The sequence below is a fragment of the Paraburkholderia sabiae genome, assembly GCF_030412785.1.
Lineage (GTDB): Bacteria > Pseudomonadota > Gammaproteobacteria > Burkholderiales > Burkholderiaceae > Paraburkholderia > Paraburkholderia sabiae.
In genome coordinates, this window is the sequence record NZ_CP125295.1 from 5,067,704 (window position 1) to 5,086,526 (window position 18,823).

An 18,823-nucleotide genomic window follows, 5' to 3' on the forward strand; every position below is an offset into this window, starting at 1 on the left:
GGTGCCGTTCCTGAACGGGAAATGAACGGGAAATGCACAGCGGAAGATCGCTCTGGCGCGACCCGTGCGGCGTTCAAGCCAGCTGGGTTCGAAGCGTTGCTGAAGCCAGCCGTTCAGCCGCTGGCTTCCAACGCAGAGCGAATCTCAGGTCAAACGGAATTCAGATCCCATCCATGTAACTCGACCGGATCTTGACCAGACCTTTGTTCCAGACACGCAGCGATTGAACGAAGTCGTACGCGCCACGGAAAGGCGACTTGGCGCGTTGCAGCCAGACGGATCCAGGCTTCCAGTCGGATCGTTCCTCGCCGATTTCGGATGTCATTCCCTTCTTGCCGCTCTTTAACCAGACATCCTGAATGCATGCCGCCGGGTGCAACTGATACACGTACGTCTCTTCGAGATCGCCATTGAACATGACGAGATCCACCGCGCGATCATTCATTGCGAAGCGTTCGATCATCTTGCGGCAGCCGGCGTTCGAGATGATATAGGCGCCCGCCCCCGTGTGATTGCTGCGCAGCCGGTGCAGCCCCGTGCGGGTCGACAGATCCAGCCCCTTCCGGTCGATGAATATCCCCGCCAGCGACGTTTCCATCTTGATGACGTCATAGCGGAACCCGCGCGAAAACCTCTCGTTGATGGAGTCGAGAAGATGGCGCGCGTCGCGGCAAAAATGCACATCGTCCTCGAGCACGAGCGCGTGATCGATGCCTTCCTTCACGACTTTTTCCCAGATCGAATAGTGACTGAGCGCGGCGCCCTTTTCGCCCGCCGTACACGTCCCGCGCAGCAGGGGCAATTCGAGCGTCCGGCTCATTTCTTCGACCTGTGCAGGCCCCAGAGCCGAGAAGCGTTCCCACGGGTAGCCAAGCCTCTCGAGCTGGACCGTCATGTGGTTGAGTCGATCTGTAGACCTGTCGAGATTGATGACGAAAATCTTCATTTTCTCTAGCGTCCTGAATGAACAATGGAGTGCCCTGAACGGGCGGCCGCGACCGCACACGGCGCGACACGCTACGGCCTTAGCGTAAGACTTTTCCCCGCGCCTTTCCGTGGGGTGCCAAACAATGTCGACAGGATGGCGGCCCTCGCCCGTCATGCGTTGTCAATCGCACACAGCCGCTTCGGCCGGGCCGCTAGACTCGTTGAGAGCAACGACCCCGATGCGCGGCGAAGACCCGCCCTGGTGGATCACAAGATGTGGAGACGCGATGGCTACGACAAACAGCAGATACGATGCGCTCGACGGCTTGCGAGGCGTCGCCGCCATCGCCGTGATGATGTCGCACTTCACTCAGGAAGCGTTCAGGAACGCCTACGTCGCCGTCGATCTCTTCTTCATGCTGAGCGGCTTCGTCATCGCTCACTCGTATGGAGCGCGGCTCCTCGACGGCATGACGGCCGCCGAATACGTAAAAAGACGCGTCATCCGCCTGTATCCGATGCTGCTGATCTCCTTGCTGATCGGCTTGCCTGTGCTGATCGGCGCGAAAGCGCTCGGCCTGTCGACTTATCCGATGCAAAGCATCATTTCGGCGACCCTTCACAATCTGTTCTTCACGCCGTACATCGGCCATTTCGGCAATGCAAACATGGTGGCTGCGGGCGCCGTGTCTGCCGAGCTGACGATCGGCGAGATATTCCCGGCTAATCCGCCCGCGTGGTCGCTATTCTTCGAAATGGTCGCGAGCATTGCCTTCGTGATCATCGTCAGGCTGAGCCGGTCGACGATGTTCAGGATCAGCGTCGTCGGCGGTCTGATGTTTCTGATCACAGGCGCCCTGACGAGTTTCGAGTTTCATGGGCACTCTGTCGTCGACTTCTCGCAAGGCTGGTCCGGCGGCAGGCTCGACGGCGGGTTCTACCGCGTCATATTCGGCTTCGTATCGGGCGTGCTGCTCTACAACCTGAGGAGCGCGGGCGTCGATCTGCGCATCGTGGACGCCCTGAAAGGCGTGCTTCGCAATTCATACGGCCTCTATATCGTTGCGCTCATCATGTTCCTGTTCCCGATGTCGCTGCGCGGCGCTTATCCCGCATTCGTGATTTTCTGCGTGGCGCCTTGCCTCGTGATGGTCGGCGCCAAGCTGCCTTGCGCTTCGATGTTCGAAGCTAAAACCGCGCAGTTTCTCGGCTGGCTCTCGTATCCCGTCTACCTGCTGCACTTTCCGATTGGCCGTGCCGTGTTCATGCTGCTCGGCAAGCACAACGAGTCAGCCGCCGTTCCCATCGCCGTCGCGTGCGCGACTACGCTGGTGAGTGCGATCATCGTGACGAAGTATGTCGATGAGCCGATACGCGCTTTCCTCTCGAAGAGACTTGCCCGGTCGTCGGCAGCGCGAGCCAGGACCGTCACGCCCGGCGGAATGGCGGACCCGAACGCCGGTTGACTGTCCGGTGTGGATTCACGTTGAAAAGCGCAAGGCCGATCAGGTGATTCGATCGGCCTTTTTCACGAAGGCTATTGGGATCGGTCGCAGCATCGGCTCTTTTTCATACCCGCTGCGAACAAGCCCGGACAGACACGGCGCAGCCCCGTGCGGCGACGATCCCCGTCGATCTTCTTGCTCTGACAGACGGGGACATCAGAAGGGGCATACCGAAGCGAAGCAATCCTGCCTTTCGTGTCTGCATCAGAACGTCTCGACTCAGCCCGAAGTCAGCGCCGTCTGACGAACCCGCGACCGCTTGCTGCTGAGCCAGCCGAGGGCAGGCTTCTCGAGGTACAGGTGAACAGCGAGCGCAAACGCAACGGCAACGCCGGCCACGCACGCAGCTGCCAGATAGAGGCTGACGGACGTATGGAACGTCCCGGATTTGACGGCACGCGCGAATACGTTCATCCAGAAACCATGCGTCAGATAAAGCACATACGACGCATTGCCGAGCAACGTCAGAGACCGGCTGATGCGTCCGCCCCTATCCTCTGCATGGATGAACGCGCCGACAAGCAGCGTGGCGGGAAGTCCCCACGCCCACCACCTGAACGAGGGCGCAAGTCCGGAAGTCGTCTGATCGGGCGAAGCAAACGAACCCCACCCGAACAGCGCGACGCATGCGATCAACACCAGCCACCGGCTCCGGAGCCCCAGCACAGGCAGCCGCGCACTGACTGCTCCGAGCAGGATGCCGCACACGAATTCGACGACAAGCGGATTCGCGTAATAACGGGCCGACGTCGTGGCGCCCGCAAGGTCGAGGACGACGGGCACACCCGCGAGCAGCACCGCGATCCATGCCACGCGATACCTTTGCCACGGAAGACAAAGCACGGCCGTACAGATAGCGTAGAAGTAAAGCTCATAGACGAGCGTCCACGACACGCCCATGATCAGGCCGGACGCCGCCGTCGGCGGCAGCAGCAGAATCGATTCGACAATGCCGACGCCATCGAGCGGAACGTGCCGGTAAGCGACGCCGCTCGCGGCCAGCGCGACGACGATCGCGAGACACGCCCAGTACGACGGCATGATGCGCGTGAGACGTCGCGCGACGAAACCTTTGGCTGATGTCTGCGCGGAGAACCCCGACGTCGTATGCCACATCACCAGGCCGCTGATGACGAAGAAGATATCGACGCCGCACGCGCCTATCCGCTGCGCCGAGGGTGAGACGAGCGCGAGCGGACTGCCCGACGCCTCTTCGAGGATGTGGTGTATCAGGACGGCAAAGGCCGCGAGAAAGCGCAGATGCTCCAGTCCGTAGAGTCGGGCGGGACGTCCCGTGGCGATAGTCATCTCAGGTTCTCACCTGCTGCGTTCCAGCCGAAACGCCTTCGGCGAGGCCACCCTTGTCTTGCCGCGCCAGCAGAAAGCGCCGCCCGAAGCGCATGCCCGGCATTTCGAACTTCCGGTAGGACACGATCGCAAAGCACACGCAGCCGGGCACGAACAGCGCGAAGAACGCGGCGATACGCAGCGCGTCGCCGACAGACAGCTGGTTTGCGATCAGCCACGACGCCCGCATGATGAAGAGATGCGTGAGATACAGGCTGTACGAGGCGTCGCCGATCAGCAGAAGCAGCTTCGGATACTGCACGTCGCGACGGCCCATGACGACGCCCGCGAAGATCGCGGCGGCGGGCGGCCCCCAAATGAGGCCGCGCATGTCGAACGTGCCGTCCGCGGAGGGCCCCGTCATCAGCCAGCCGGCCACGCCCGCGAGGATCAGCGCGACCTGAGTCGTGCCGCCGATCCGGAACCCCGACAGACGCAACTGCGCGAACATCACCCCGAACACGAACTCGAGAATGATGGTATGCGTCCATCCCTTCAGGATCAGGTACTCGGGCTTCAACACGAGCCCGAGCGTGACGAGCGTCACGAAGATCGCCACGATCGCGAGATAGACGCGCCGCACGCCGAGCAGCAGGACCAGCGATATGACGGTATAGAAGAACATCTCGAAGTTCAGCGTCCAGCCGAGTCCGAGCACCGGCTCCGGCGCACCCGTCAGCGGATTGATGGCCGGTATGAAAAACAGCGAGCGCAACACATACCCGACCTCGTAGCAGTTCTTGTACTTGAGCGCCGGCAGCGCGAGACCGATACCGATCGACAGCAGCGTCACCGCCCAGTACAGCGGCACGACACGCACGATGCGCTCGCCGAAGAACCGGCGCGCCGTCGTGCCGCCGGAGCGCTGCCCCGAAATGATGTACATCATCACGAAGCCGCTGACGACAAAGAAGATATCGACGCCGAACAGCCCCTTGATGTTGACGAGCGTCCATATCTGCGACGCATGTGCGCCGTGGCCGCCCACCTGCCCCGCTGCGTGGCAAAACACCACCAGCATGGCCGCGACGGCGCGGAGCACCTGGACCGACTCCAGCTTCTTCATTGCGTTGTCCTCCCAAACCGGTTCGCGCCGACAGCACCGTGGTAAAGCGACGAAGCGCGAGACCGAACGCGCTGCCCTGCTTTCCCGTTCTATCGCGGGTAAGCAGGGGCGACGGCTCTCACGGCGTCGAACAGATTTCGAGCCGCCTGTTTCCATGTAAAGATGCCCGCCTGCCGACGTCCCGTCGATATCAGCGACTGACGCACGGCGCAATCGTCGAGCACGGTGAGCATCTGCTGGCTCCATGCGTCCGCGTCGAAAGGGTCGGCATACAGCACGGCATTGCCGCAGACCTCGGGCAGCGCGCCGAAGGGCGCGGCCACGACGGGACAGCCGAGCGCCATCGCCTCCAGCGGCGGCAACCCGAACCCTTCCGTGAGCGACGGGAACGCCAGCACGCCCGCGTTGGTCATGAGACCGACCAGTTCGGCATCGCTAACCCAGCCGGTGAATGTCACATTGGCGGGCACCGCGTGCCCCGCTTCCTCGAAGTCGGTTTTCCTCGCGCCGCCGAACAGAACCAGCGTAATGTCCTTCATTTCAGGCTTCGCGAAAGCCTTGAGGAGAATGCCGATGTTCTTGTGCTTCTGCGTGTTGGCGAGCGCGAGGACGTAGCGCTTCGGCGTGAGGTGCAGCGCCGCGACCTTGCTGTCGTCGGGCCGTACCTGCAGCACGTGATCGCAGCCGTTGTGGACGACCACGATCTTGTCGGCGCTTGCGACGCCGTAGCGTACGAGTTCGTTGCGGGAGAACTCCGACACCGTGACGATGAGCCGGTGCCGCCTGCCGATGAAAAAGAACAGGAATTTGTACCACAGCCGGAAGCCCAGCGAATACGAGTCCGGTGCCGAGTAAACCTGCGCATCGTGAATCATCGTTGCCGAATCGCGATGACACAGCGGGCCGAGATTGCAGAGATTGAGAATGAAATCCTTCCTGCGCGCGAGCGGCAGATAGCATTGTTCCCACATGATCCGGTGCATCCGGCGAGCCAGCGGATTTTCCTGGACGCACATGATTTTCCGGTAAGACGGCACCTTGACGCTGTTTCTGACGACGAGCGCGTAGTCGACGTCGTCAGCGGACTGCTCCGAAATCAATGCATCCGTGGCGGCGATGAGTTGCTCGGCAACCTTGTGCACGCCCGTTGGGCCCGCCCCAAAGAACTTGCCGTTAAACGCTATCGTCTTGTACATCAGCATGGCCTCGCTGGCAGAAGGTTGGCGGAATCGAAGTCGTTCGGTTTTTCAAAGATTGGCCGCCCGTTCAGGCGTCAAGCGGCCGCGAATGAAATCCCACAGGCCGATCAGGTTGCCGCCCAGACGCCCGCGGCGGTCGACCCACGGCTCCGGCGCGAAACTGCGCACGATGTTGCTCGCCACATTGCGCATCACGTGATCGAGCGCGGCGCGCAACGGCATGGTCTTCTTTCTCGCCAGATAGAGGGGATTGATGACCTGCGAATAGCCGAGCTTGCGGCCCGATACCCTGCCTCGCTTCACACCCAGATGCACGCCGAGCGCCGTGTTGATGCGAACCACACGGCCGCCGCGATTCCAGATCTGACCGCCGAAGTCGCGATCTTCCTGCCAGCCGTAGAGCACGAGACGCTCATCGAAGCGCAGCCCCGCGATGCTGCGAGCCCGGAACGCCATGTTGCACCCGTACGGGCCACCCGTCGGCACGATGCGCAGACTGCATGGAACGTCCGTCGCCCTTGCGAGGATCGCCTGCCCTTCTTCGACGGAATAACCCGGTCCATGGATGCCGTCGGCGAGTACCGTTCCCGTGACACAGGCAATGGAAGGATCGCTATCCAGCGCCTTGAGTACTTCCGCGATCCATCGGTCGTGCATCAGGAAATCGTCGTCCAGCAGGACCACGACGTCGAAGTCGTCGGATACCTGTTTCAACGCGTGGTTGCGTTGCGCGGTAAGGCCAGGCCGCCCCTTGATGACAAGCAGCCCGGGCCGGTTCGCAAGATGGCCGGCGTCTTCGTCCGACACGCAGGAAACGATGATCAGATCCGGCCTTACCGTCTGCGAATCGACGAACGACACCACACGCTCGAGCACTTCGGCACGCCCGCGAGTCGCGAAGATCAGGCAAACCTTTGCTTTCCCGCCTGACGAAGGCAGGCTCGTTTCACTGGACATGATCGTTCCCCGGCAGATACTCGAATCCAATCTTCAGCATGTCGACGCACATGTTATCGATGCAACCCGCGCCGTACTGCTGGCTAACCCACGCAAACGGGAACATCGTGCAAGCGCAAGCATGGCTTGTCAGCGCGAGTCCGGCACCCCTTCATGCACGTGCTGCGTCACCCACTCGCGACTCCTCGGCACGCGTCTGGGCGCACGCTGCGACAGCGCGCCCGCTGCCGCCGCGAACATGTAGAAGGTCGAACCGAGTTCGAACACGCCGGCCGCAAGCGACGCGACGATCAGCGTCGCGATCATGCCGTGTCGCGCCGCATGGCAAACGGCGCGCTCCGTCGGCGGATAATGCGTCGACACGGGCGACAGCAGCGTTTTGGCGAGAAACATTCCGTAGCAGACCACGCCCACCGCGCCGAGATTCGCCAGCACGACAACGACGAAGCTCGATGCGCGAATGCTGCCCAGGCCAACGCCGATCCCGTAGGTATCGAGGAAATTGGTCACGCCTTGCGTGTTCCAGCTCATCCGTTCGATGCCGGACGAACTGTCCGCCTTGCTCATCACGGTGGTGTCGACAAAGTCGGCAAGCGCTTTCGCCACACCCGGCATGAACAGGATCACGTAAAGCGTGCCGAGCACGCCAGCGCAGGCTGCAATGATCCACATGCGCTGCTGGCGCTCGACCGCGCCGGGCGAAACACGACCCGGCCGGCTGATCATCTGCACGCCCATGTACGCGGCCAGCCCGACATACGCGGTGCCCGACGTTGACATCAGCAGCAGCGTGCCCGTCGCGATGGCGAGCAAGCCCGCCATTTTCGGCCGATAACCGAGCAGCCAGAGATTGAGGCAAAAGACGAACAGCGGCAGCGTAAAACTCGAAAACGCAGAGGTCTCGGCAAAGGTGCCCGTGATGCGCACCAGCCCGCCCAGTTCTTCGCCGCTCAGATCCGCGTACGAAGCGGTCTTGATAACCGACATCACATCGAGACCGGCCGCATGCGTGACGAAATCGATCACGCCTGCGGCAACGTCCAGGCATGTGAGCAGAAAAATGCCGCTCGCGAGCGCCCGATACGCGCCGCGATATTTGAGGAACGCGACCATGCACGCATACACCACCAGATCGCCGACACAATAGATCGCCTGCGACAGATTGCCGGAGACGGGGCCGAGTGGCTGCAGCATCGCCGCACCCGTGATGCCGCGATCGACGGGAAACACGAGCGTCGAGCCTTGCAGGAGACGCGGCAATATCACAGCGCCTGCGACACCCCACACGGTGGTGCAGAGCAGCCAGAACCCCGCCTTGTCCATCGCGAACGCATCGGTGATCCCCTTTCCGCCCGACAGATTGAAGGCTCTCAGCGCAAAGAAGACGAGGAAAAGCTGCGCGGGCATGATGCCGATGCTGCCCAATCCGAGCGCCTGCGTGCAGGCGAACAGCGAAAACGCCGCCATCGCGTAAATCGCGCCGCGAAACGACGTATAGAGCACCAGTAGCCCGATCAGGATAACGATGATTCCGTATATGGACGGCACTGCTTCATCTCCTGTCCGCCGGTGCGCGCCTGCACGAGCGGACCTGTTGTTGCACGGCTCAGGCAGAGCGCCAGCGGCGAATCTCCGGCAGCGCGGAACCGGTCGGCACGCGGCCGGCTTCGACGGCGCTCTCCACGACCGCCATGAACTCGCGGCGGAACCGCTCTTTCGTAAACCGCATCGCATTGCTGCGGCACACCTCGGCGCTGAACGGCGGCAACTGCTCGAAGCGCTCGACGGCGTCGACGATGGCAGTCACGCTCTGCTCGTTGAAGAAGAGTCCCGTCGCCCGCTCGGGGTCGGACGACTCGACGACGATCTCCCGCACGCCGCCACGGCCCAGCGCAATGACGGGCGTCCCGCACGCCTGCGCCTCGACGACGGAAATGCCGAAGTCCTCTTCCGCTGCAAAAACAAACGCGCGCGCACGCTGCATCCACTCGACCAGCACCTCGTCGGGCTGATAGCCGAGCAGCGTCACATTGGGCGTCGCACAAGCCTTGGCACGCGCGAAATCGGTGCCGTCGCCGATCACCACCAGGCGCCGCGACGGCATCGCCGTGAACGCCTCGACGATCAGCGGAATGCGCTTGTACGGCACCATGCGCGAGGCGATCAGATACACGTCCTCACGCTGCGTGCTGAGTTCGAACCGCTCGACATCGACGGGCGGATAGACCACCGTGGCCTCGGTTCCGTAGGCTTTTCTGATGCGTCGTCCGACGAACGCCGAGTTGGCGACGAAGGCATCCACGCCTTGCGCGGTCCGGTGGTCCCAGATGCGCATGTAATGCAGCAGCAGACGCACGATCCAGCTTTTGACGCCGCGCTGCATCCCTGCTTCGGCGAGATATTGATGCTGCAGATCCCACGCGTAGCGAATGGGCGAATGCACATAGCTCACGTGCACCTGATGCGGCCCGGTCAATACGCCTTTGGCCACCGCATGATTCGACGAGATCACGAGATCGTAGCCGGACAGATCGAACTGCTCGATCGCGAGCGGCATCAGCGGAAGGTAATGACGAAACGATTTGCGTGCGCGCGGCAGGTGCTGGATGAACGACGTATGAGCGCGCTTGCCGCCCAGCACGCCGCGTTGCGCTTCAGGGAAAAAGTCGACGACGCTGTAGAGATCGGCGTGGGGAAAGAGCTGCAGAATCTGCTCGACCACTTTCTCCGAACCCGCGTACGCAGCGAGCCAGTCATGCACGAGCGCGACCCGGCCGAAACGTCGGAAGTCGATGCCAGCGGTTGGGGCAAGAGTCACATTAGCCACGGCGAGATCTCCTCGATCAACCGGGCGGCCGTCGCGCGCCAGGTCAGTTCTTCTGTCCTCGCTCGGCCGCGCTCGCGCAGGCTCGCACGCAATGCGGCGTCGGCGGTGATGCGTTCGAGCAGACGGGCGAGTTCGGCGGGGTCGTCCGGTGACGTGTAGAGCGCGGCGTCGCCGCAGGCTTCCTGGACGGACGGCAGCCTGGACGCGATGACGGGACAGCCCAGCGCCAGCGCTTCGACAGGCGGCAGCCCGAAGCCTTCGTAGCGCGACGGATAGACGAAGCACGCGGCACGCCGGTAAAGCGCGGCCAGTTCACCATCCGTCACGTAGCCCAGGTGCTTCACGAAGGCCGGCAACGCGTCCTTACCCTCTCCGTACACGCGCGCATCGCCGCCGCCGACCACGACGATGTCGAATTGCGCATCAACGATGAGACGCGCGGCGTCGGCCACGAGCCGGAAGTTCTTGTGCCGGTTGAGGCTGCCGACAGCGAGCACGAACGGCCGCCCGTCCAGCTTCGCCACGACGGCGTCCTCATCCACGGGCATGCGCAACATATGCTCGCCGCTCTCCGGCACGACGCCGATCTTGCCGGCCGGAATCCGGTATGCGTCGCATAGCTCGCGCCGCGAGAATTCCGATACGGTGATCACACGCCGCGACACGCGGCCAAGGCGCGGCGCCATCAGCCGGTACCAGGCGACGAACGAGCGGCTATAGCTGTCGGGCACGCGCGCTGGCGCTGCGTCGTGCAGCACCGTCACCTGACGCGAATACAGCAGCGGTCCCGAATTGCACAGGTTGAGAAGCAGCCGCCCGCGCGCGGCGTACGGCAGCGCAAGCTGCTCCCAGCGCAGACCGCCGCCCTTCCCGCTTGCCCGCAATCCGACGTGGCGGAAGGGGTTGGGCATATCCGTCAGCGCTTCGGGTACGACGATCTCAGCCCGCAATCCGGCGACGAGGGGATCGCGCAGTTCGATCAGCTGATCGAGCGCACGGATGGTCTCGAACGCGAAGCGGTCGACCCCTGTCGCACGGCGGCCGAGAAAGCGGCCGTTGATCAGCAGGTTGGGGCGAGGCACGTGTGTCATCGACAGGGTCCGGGCATCGCTCATATCGACCGTCGCCGAGACGACGGATCCGACACGCCACGCCATGTAGTTCATATGACGCGAGCGTAGCCGGTCCGCTCCCCCGCGAATGTTCGCCGGCGCGCATGGCAGGTCGATTCGCGTTCCGCCCGCATCGTGGATCGCGCATGAATGGCGCATTACGTGAACCCGCACACAGATCGCGACGTGTTGTCCGATGCGCAGGATGAAAGAAGATTGCGTCGGGTCCGCGCGATGTTTCTTCGTGGACCCTATCCGTTCGCCGTCGCACACACCGGGGATGCAACGACGCAGCAGAATGTGCGCTGCACGCGCCTTCAGAAAAGGCCAACTCATCCAGTCGCCGGCAAGGAACAAAGCGCCCGAAACCGGCGACGTTCGCACGCGAGGAATTCGCCGTGAAGCATCCCGTCGCAACCCTCCCCGGCCTCGCGGCCTCCCCACCCGTCTCTCGCGCTTCGCGCATGAGGACGGGCGCGCGCGCCGTCGCGAGTGTCGCGGCGTGCGTCTGCGTGCTCGCCGGCGCAGCGGCGGCACACGCGGCCGACAATCCTGTGCGGATGATGCCCGTCGACGCCTTCCTCGACACGCTCGGCGTCGTCACCCACGTCAACTACACGGATGGCGCGTATCTGAACGTGCGCAATGTCGCCGACGACATGGCATGGCTCGGCATCCGTCACGCGCGTGACTACACGCCCGGCCCGAGCGCGCCGTTCGCCAGCTACGCGTATCTCGCACAGCGCGGCGTCAGGTTCAATTTCCTCGTGCGCTCGAACATTGCGGAGTCGATCGAACTCGCCGCGCGCCTGAACACGGAAGTGCCCGGCAGCATCGCGGCCATTGAAGGCTTCAACGAGATCGACAACTTTCCGATCCCCTATCGCGGGCTCACGGGGCAGGCTGCCGGACTCGCCGCGCAGCGTGAAATCTACACGCGCGTACGCGGCACGCCGGAACTCAAGGGCGTTCCCGTCTACGATCTGACGGGCTTCGACACGAGAACGGTCGAGTCGCGCGCCGATTCCGCCGATTACGCGAATCAGCATGCATATCCGCAGAACGGCAATCAGCCGACGTACAACTCGCCGGGCGGCAGCTGGATTCCCGCGGCTATCTATAGCGTGAAGAAATTCAACCTGCCGATCGTCATCACCGAATTCGGCTATTTCTCGATGCCGCAATCGGGCTGGTACATGATTGGCGTCGACGAGCCGACGCAGGCCAAGGCCGTGTTGAACGGCTACCTGGATTCAGCCGTGGCGGGCGTGAAGCGGATCTATGTCTACGAACTGCTCGACGAAAAAGCCGATCCGCAGAACAAGAGCGGCGAAATGCACTTCGGCATGTTTCGCTTCGACAACAGTCCCAAGCCGGTAGCCTACGCGATCCGCAATCTCACGACGATCCTGAAAGCCGGCACGGCGCGCAGGACAAAAGACCCGGCGCGCAGCACGCTGCCCTATACGCTCGCCGACATGCCCGTGTCTGCAAACAGCCTGCTGCTGCAAAAGAAGGACGGACGCTTCGTGCTGGCGCTATGGAACGAGACGCAGATCTGGGACCGCGCGAACGGCAAGCCCGTGACGCATCCACCCGCTCGCATCAGCATCGATTTCGGTGCATCGGTGCGCCATGTCGACGTGTACGATCCGCTCGTTTCGGCCGAGCCGCAGGCGAGCCATCGCGACGTGCGTCAACTGCCCGTGGACGTACCCGATCACGTCATTCTGCTGGAAATCACGCCGGCGGATACGCCGGGAACCTGAACAGCGGCGTCGCGCGCGAGTGCGGGAAAACGGCGCGCCCATTCCGGCGCGCCGGTGCAGTCAACGTCCGACCAGCCGCCGTACCGCATTCAACGGCGATTTCAGCCGGTTCATGGGCGCGAATACGATGTCGTAGTAGCTCTTCGGATCGCGATGCTCGAAGGTCGAGATGACCCTCCTCTTCAGGCTGTCGCGCAACGGCGACAGTCCGGGCGGCAACGGCCTGAGTCCCATCGTGCGCAAAATGTAGTTCGCCTGATAGACCCTCGCGCGTTCCTCGAGCGGCTTCATGCAGTAGCCGATGCTCACGCTCACCGAGATGTTGTCGTCGTTCTGCACCCAGTGCGGCGCCAACGGCGGGTGATGCACGACCTGTCCCGGCGTCAGCCGATAGACGGTACCGCGATTCTGCATTTCCTCGCGATAGCGCGCGGCTTCCGCATTGCCGTTATAGAAGCGTTCGACTTCCTGGTCCGGTACCAGCTCGCGGTCGCTCGCCGGGAACAGGCACACGTCCTTCGAGCCCTGCACCTGGAAGAGGAAATTGGTTTCGTGATCGATATGAAACGGCGTGGCGATCTTCGGCGACGCGAGGAACAGCGTCATCGTTGCCCACGTGATGTCCTTACGCAGCGGCAGGCCGGACAGGTCTTCGAGCTCGGACGTGATGCGGTCCAGCACTTGCGCGTACTCGCGGTCGTAGTCCTGCGCGCGGCTCAGCTTGATCCACGTGCCCATTTCACCCAGACGGGCAACCGTTTCCGCGAGCCGCTCGCCCGGCGGCATCGCCGTGAACTTTGCATCGATCGACGCGCGCTTGAAGTTGAGCGCGCTGAAATCGCGATTCGAATGGCTGTCGATGATCCGCCTTGCAAGTTCGACGATGCGAGGAATCTCGAACAGCCCCGTCCGGTGCAACGTATGCTCGAACTGGAACGAATGCAGATTGAAACGGCTTCTGAAGTCGCTTCCGGACACGCGAAGCATCTTGTCGTCGAAGGGCGGTTCGTGTGCTGGATCACTCAATACAGCCGCATCGCTCGGCACAGACATGGGACACCTTCACAGGTTAGAGAAACACAACGCGAATGCACTTCATCAGGCGTGCGGCCACTGCATCCCACACCCCGTCCTTTCTGGGCGGCGCGTCGCTACGCGGCTGCCGCGACGGGATGACGTTCGAAATGGACGCCTTCGAGAAACGGCACGGTACGTTCGGGATGAAACGGAATGTCGATGCTCAGTTCGGGAACGATCCAGCGGTCGCGCAGACGGTAGCCGTGCGCTTCGAAATAGTCCATGAACTTGCGACGGCTGAAGAGCCGGTATGGCATCGCGCTCGTCACGTGATTCTGGATCGTCCACGCTTCGCCGTCGTCCATCAGCGGCACCTTGTTGATGAGGATGTGCGACGGAAGCGTCTGCACGCTTTCGAGAATGCCCGGCCCTTTTTCGCCGAGCGGATCGGGCAGATATTGCATGACGCCCAGCATCAGCATGATGTTGGATGCGGGTGCTTCCACGAGATCCGTGCCGAAGCTGATCATCGGCGATTTCAGCTGCTCATGGCGCGCGATGCCGCGCTTCACCATCTCTGGAACATCGACCACATGCCAGCGCATCGGCGCGGACAGAAGGCCGTAGCGCATGCAGATTTCGTAGAAGACCCCGCCCGCGCCGCCGATGTCCAGAATCGCGTGGCCCGACTTCAGCAGCTTGGTGAGCCAGAGCAACACGGCGAATTGCGATGTCTGAAAGACTTGCGGCGGCTCTTCCGGCTTCTCGTTGACGAGCACTTTCGCGATGCCTTCGTCGTTCCAGCCGACCTTCATGTAACCCGTCGCGGCGCGCTCGGCATCTTCGAAGCTACCGTAAAGGCCGAAATAATGATTCATCTGCGCGTACCAGACGGTTCTTGCGTAAAGCCGCGACACGCCTGGCACCTTCCCGAGCCAGGCGCCCAGGACGCTATGCATCAGAATGGCTTTCAGCACTTTCTTCATGAGGGTTCCAGGTGCGCTCGACGGCGATTATCCGAAAGGCATGCGTGTATCTTCATGGCACGCGGCGAATCATGCGTTGAGGCTACTATCCCGTCCGAAGACCCAACGTGCGTTGACGAACATCCCCGTCGATTCAGGTCATGACGACAAGGCGATAGAAATATCCGGATGAGAAAAGACGGGCAGACGCAGACGCGTGAAAGCGTGGGGACAGTGGAGGCAGTTGCTGCCGTGCGTGCGGTCACGCACACAACTGCACACTCGCGTAAGCATTTGTAATGTCAGAATAGCCGCGAAAATGCAGAGCTTATGCGCGGACCGCGCTCCCGACATGAACAAGCTACAGTCCCTTACCGTGTTGCGCGGCGTGGCAGCCGTCAGCGTCATCTTCTATCACATCATGGCGCCGACGGGGCACACGTTCGGCGAGTTCGGCGTCGACATCTTCTTCGTGCTGAGCGGATTCGTGATCGCTCTTGTGCTCGACACGCCCCATCTCAACCCGCGGCGTTTCGTGCTGGATCGCATTGCGCGGATCGTGCCGCTGTACTGGCTGCTGACGTTCGTCGTCCTGGCCGGCACGCTCGTCGCACCCACCCTCTTCAGCTCGACGGCAGCCGATCTCGGCAATCTGCTGAAGTCGCTGTTCTTCATTCCGTATCGCAAGGAAAGCGGCCTGATTTTCCCGATGCTGTTCGTCGGCTGGACCTTGAACTACGAAATGATGTTCTATGCGGTCGCGGCCGTCTCGCTGGGAATGCTGCGCCGGTACCGGTTGCTGTTTGCGTCCGCGATCATCCTGGTGATTTTCTGCGCGGCATCCGCGTCGGGTTCACGCGACGCCATCGCCGAGTTCTATTCCTATCAGCGCATCTTCGAGTTCCCGCTCGGCTTCGTCGCCTACCGGCTGTGGAAACGCGGCGTCCGTATTCCGCCTGTGCTTGCCGGGTTCATCGCAGTGGCCGCTTATGTATCGATGGCGTACATCAACTGGAACGAACTGTCGCGCGCGCATCTGGTCTATTTCGGCGTTCCCGCCTTCCTGCTGGTCGCCAGCAGCCTGAGTCTCGAACCGGCGATCGGTTCCGGCTCGTTGACGAAAGGCGCATTGTTGATCGGCGATGCCAGCTATGCGATCTATCTGAGCCATCCGTATTGCGTCGAAGCCGCGCGCAGACTGCTGGCGAGCGCGCCCGACAGCTTCCGCGCAACGGCGCCCATCGGCGTGACGCTCATCATCGTCATGGCGACGGCCGTCGGCGTCGCGCTCTACTGGTTCGTCGACAGACCGCTGCACAAAAGCGCGCGTCGACTGCTGCAACCTGCGCCCGCCGTGCGATTGCGCGAATCCGGCGGGCAGGCCTAGGCCGCGAATCCGTTGCCGCACACGACGCTCTCACGCGGAACGTGTGCGCCATTCATCGCTCACGCGCAGCGCAATCCCGGAGCGTTTCAGGCGGTCGACGGCGTCGACCGGGTAGCGCCTGCCACGGCCTTCGCGACGGACCGTTCAACGGAGTCTGGGACGCGCAAAGCCGTCAGGTCGCGGAGCGATTCGACGGCGTCGGCGAAACATTCATATTGGGGAGTGGAGAAACAGCTGACTCGCTGTGTCCGATGGGCGTGGCCCGATGTCGAAACCCGATGTCGAAACCCATACCCGGGCCATGCTTCGGCAACTGGCTGCATTGACGGTGCATTGACGGTGCACGGGCGATGATCTGCCGCGAACACCGCCGTCCGGCGTCGATCGCCACTGCGTTGATACGTTCACAGGACACACCGGCATCGCTGAGCGTCGTTACCGCCCGCGATGCCCGTCATGCGCTCAACTCGCGTTGCTTGCGTTGCTTGCGTTGCCCACGTCGCCGTCTGCGTTGCTGTAGCTCGCATAGCCATAAGCTGCATACTCGCTGCCGTACTTGCCGGGCCGCGAGGTCATGTCGTTGAAGACCACGCCGCGGATGGGCACGCCGATCTGTCCGAAGCGCCGCACCGATTCGCGCAGGTCCGACACGCTCGTCACGCCCTGGCGCGCGACAAGGAACACCATGCCCGCCAGATGAGCGACGATGCCAGAATCGGCGACGGGCAGAATGGGCGGTGCGTCCATCAGCACGACGTCGTATTCGCCGTCTGCCCACTCGACGAAGCGTCTGAAGCGGCTATGCCGGAGCAATTCGCTCGCATTGGCCACGTAACCGCCGTTAGCGACGAAATCGACACCCGGCATGATCTGCCGATGTACCACGCTCTCGTAAGGCGCGCCTTGCATGATGTCGGTGATGCCCGGCATCGAACGCACGCCCACATACGCGTTCAGCGTGCCGCGCCGCAAGTCGGTATCGATGAGAAGCACGCGCTGCCCCGACGAGCCGAGCAGCGCCGCCAGGTTCACCGACACGAATGACTTACCCACCATCGGCGTCGGACCGGCGAGCAGAACGACATGATTGGGTGCATCGCGCAACGCAAACTCGAGCGCGCCGCGGAAGCTGCGCAGACTCTCGACGGCGGCGTCGAACGATGCCGTCCGCGCCAGCACGCTGCACGTTCCGGGTACGCCTTCGGGCAGCCGGCGCGCGAGCGTCTGCTGTACGCGGCTGCGCGGCACCGAGGCGTACACGTGCAGGCCCGCGCCTGCCTCGATTTCATCGACCATTGCGATACCGCTATTCATCCTGCGCCGGAACAGCACGATCGCCGCGCCGACGAACACACCCGTGAGCGATCCCGCCACGACGATCAGCGTCCGCCTGGGCCGGATCGGGCCTTCGGGCACCGCGGCGCTGTCGATCAGGCGCGCGTTCGAGACCTTGCCCGCCTTGAGCAGGCGCATCTGCTCCTTGGTGTTCAACAGGTTCGTGTAGATGTTCGTGTCGACCTGGACTTCGCGTTGCAGACGCAGCACGCTCTGTTCGAGGGGCGGCAGCCGCTTGGTCTGGACGCCGAGTTCGGCCATCGCCTTCTCGGCCTCCGACAGTTGCCCGTTGATGGCGATCAGCGCGGGGTTGTCGGGCATGTACCGCGCGTCGAGTTGCGCACGCTGCTGGCGCAAGTCGGCGATGCGGGCTTGCGCAGCCGCCGTGCTCTGCAGCAAGGCCGCCGCTTCGGCGCCGAGATCGACGGCGCCGTGCTCGGAGCGGAACTGGTTGTATTCTTCTTCGGCCCTTTCGAGCGTCGCCTTCAGTTCCGGCAACTGCTGGTTCAGGAACGCGATCGACTTTTCGGCTTCTTCCTGCGTGCGCTGCACTTTCTGGCGCATGTATTCGTTGCCGATCGCGTTCAGGATCACGCTCGTCTTCACGGGGTCGCCGCCTTCCAGCGCCGCGCCGATCACCGACGACTCCTTGCCCTTCTCGGAGATCATCAGCCGGCTTTGCAGATCGAGCGTCGCCGCAAGCTCGGACGAACGCGACAGTTCGAACGTCGCGCCCGAATGACCGTCGATCGCGCTCACCAGCAGGTCGATCGCGCCGCCCGGCACCTCGACATGCAGCGTTTCGCCGACCTTGCCCCGCAGGTCCATCCCATTGTGAACAAGGACGTACTCGCCGTTGCCTTTGTACGTGAGGATGAATCGCGCGCCGTGCAGGCGGTCGGGCACGTCGAACCGGCTCACGCTGATCGCCTCGTCGCCCCACGCGTACCCGCCGCGGCCCGACCAGCTCGACACGTTCAGGTGCGTCGCGATCCAGCGGCCCACCACCGGGAAATAGCGCGGCGTGGCGCTGATGTAGAGCTGCGTGGCCTGGACGGCGCGCGAGACGACCATCCGCGAGCGCAGCACTTCGATCTCCGCCGAGGCCGCCGTCTTGACGGCGAACATCGCCGACAGATCGGCGAGCGCGTTTTTGGTCGCGCCGTCGCTGTCTTCCACGTGGATGAGCATGTCCGCCTGATACACAGGACGCGCGAGCATCGCGTAGACGATGCCCACGAGCGTAAAGAGCATCGTGACGATGACGATGGTCTTCCGGCCTTCATACAGGGTGTCGAGAAGCTTGCCGACATACCCGCCGTCCGGCGGCGCCATGCCGTCGTCGAGCGACCCCTCTAGCAGATATTCGCGCTGTTTCAATCTGTCTCTCCGTCGGTGCCCGCCAACGTG

At 62.8% G+C, this 18,823-nt stretch carries 14 protein-coding genes; 3 read left to right on the forward strand and 11 right to left on the reverse strand.

Features of this window, described 5'->3' with window-relative positions:
• Positions 1 to 160 precede the first annotated feature (160 nt).
• On the reverse strand, positions 161 to 946 hold the full coding sequence (locus QEN71_RS22825) for a glycosyltransferase family 25 protein (protein WP_201660335.1): 786 nt from the start codon (positions 944 to 946) through the stop codon (positions 161 to 163).
• 268 nt (positions 947 to 1,214) lie between these two features.
• Between QEN71_RS22825 and QEN71_RS22830 the strand changes: the two genes are divergently transcribed.
• A complete protein-coding gene (locus tag QEN71_RS22830) occupies positions 1,215 to 2,393 on the forward strand; it encodes an acyltransferase family protein (RefSeq protein ID WP_201660337.1) in 1,179 nt (392 codons plus the stop codon).
• 258 nt (positions 2,394 to 2,651) lie between these two features.
• On the opposite strand, the gene QEN71_RS22835 is transcribed toward QEN71_RS22830, so the two are convergent.
• The 7 genes from QEN71_RS22835 to QEN71_RS22865 form a co-directional block, all read right to left on the reverse strand.
• On the reverse strand, positions 2,652 to 3,740 hold the full coding sequence (locus QEN71_RS22835; RefSeq protein WP_201660339.1) for an acyltransferase family protein: 1,089 nt from the start codon (positions 3,738 to 3,740) through the stop codon (positions 2,652 to 2,654).
• A gap of 1 nt (position 3,741) precedes the next feature.
• Positions 3,742 to 4,845 carry an acyltransferase family protein gene (locus tag QEN71_RS22840; RefSeq protein WP_201660341.1) on the reverse strand — a complete coding sequence of 368 codons (1,104 nt, stop codon included), beginning with the start codon at positions 4,843 to 4,845 and terminating at the stop codon, positions 3,742 to 3,744.
• 89 nt (positions 4,846 to 4,934) lie between these two features.
• Positions 4,935 to 6,041, reverse strand: a complete 1,107-nt coding sequence (locus QEN71_RS22845) for a glycosyltransferase family 4 protein (protein WP_201660344.1) — start codon at positions 6,039 to 6,041, stop codon at positions 4,935 to 4,937.
• A 51-nt stretch (positions 6,042 to 6,092) separates the two neighbouring features.
• On the reverse strand, positions 6,093 to 7,001 hold the full coding sequence (locus QEN71_RS22850) for a glycosyltransferase family 2 protein (RefSeq protein WP_201660347.1): 909 nt from the start codon (positions 6,999 to 7,001) through the stop codon (positions 6,093 to 6,095).
• A 129-nt stretch (positions 7,002 to 7,130) separates the two neighbouring features.
• Positions 7,131 to 8,549 (reverse strand): hypothetical protein, encoded by a 1,419-nt coding sequence (locus QEN71_RS22855; RefSeq protein ID WP_233472124.1) that lies wholly within the window; start codon positions 8,547 to 8,549, stop codon positions 7,131 to 7,133.
• Positions 8,550 to 8,607: 58 nt separating this feature from the next.
• Entirely contained in the window at positions 8,608 to 9,828 is a 1,221-nt protein-coding gene (locus tag QEN71_RS22860; protein WP_201660350.1) for a glycosyltransferase family 4 protein, read from the reverse strand.
• Positions 9,816 to 10,919: a glycosyltransferase family 4 protein gene (locus QEN71_RS22865; RefSeq protein ID WP_201660353.1), complete on the reverse strand. Its 1,104-nt coding sequence runs from the start codon at positions 10,917 to 10,919 to the stop codon at positions 9,816 to 9,818. The genes QEN71_RS22860 and QEN71_RS22865 overlap by 13 nt, the downstream gene beginning before the upstream one ends.
• 419 nt (positions 10,920 to 11,338) lie before the next feature.
• Here QEN71_RS22865 and QEN71_RS22870 point away from each other — a divergent pair, with 419 nt between their 5' ends.
• On the forward strand, positions 11,339 to 12,709 hold the full coding sequence (locus QEN71_RS22870; protein ID WP_201660356.1) for a calcium-binding protein: 1,371 nt from the start codon (positions 11,339 to 11,341) through the stop codon (positions 12,707 to 12,709).
• 60 nt (positions 12,710 to 12,769) lie between these two features.
• Here QEN71_RS22870 and QEN71_RS22875 read toward each other — a convergent pair whose 3' ends face one another.
• Positions 12,770 to 13,762, reverse strand: coding sequence for a cupin-like domain-containing protein (locus QEN71_RS22875; RefSeq protein WP_201660359.1), 993 nt, complete (start codon positions 13,760 to 13,762; stop codon positions 12,770 to 12,772).
• A gap of 98 nt (positions 13,763 to 13,860) precedes the next feature.
• Entirely contained in the window at positions 13,861 to 14,712 is an 852-nt protein-coding gene (locus QEN71_RS22880; RefSeq protein WP_201660362.1) for a methyltransferase, TIGR04325 family, read from the reverse strand.
• 331 nt (positions 14,713 to 15,043) lie between these two features.
• On the opposite strand from QEN71_RS22880, the gene QEN71_RS22885 reads away from it, so the two are divergent.
• Positions 15,044 to 16,078 carry an acyltransferase family protein gene (locus QEN71_RS22885; protein WP_201660364.1) on the forward strand — a complete coding sequence of 345 codons (1,035 nt, stop codon included), beginning with the start codon at positions 15,044 to 15,046 and terminating at the stop codon, positions 16,076 to 16,078.
• A gap of 462 nt (positions 16,079 to 16,540) precedes the next feature.
• Here QEN71_RS22885 and QEN71_RS22890 read toward each other — a convergent pair whose 3' ends face one another.
• Positions 16,541 to 18,793 carry a GNVR domain-containing protein gene (locus QEN71_RS22890; protein ID WP_201660367.1) on the reverse strand — a complete coding sequence of 751 codons (2,253 nt, stop codon included), beginning with the start codon at positions 18,791 to 18,793 and terminating at the stop codon, positions 16,541 to 16,543.
• Positions 18,794 to 18,823 lie beyond the last annotated feature (30 nt).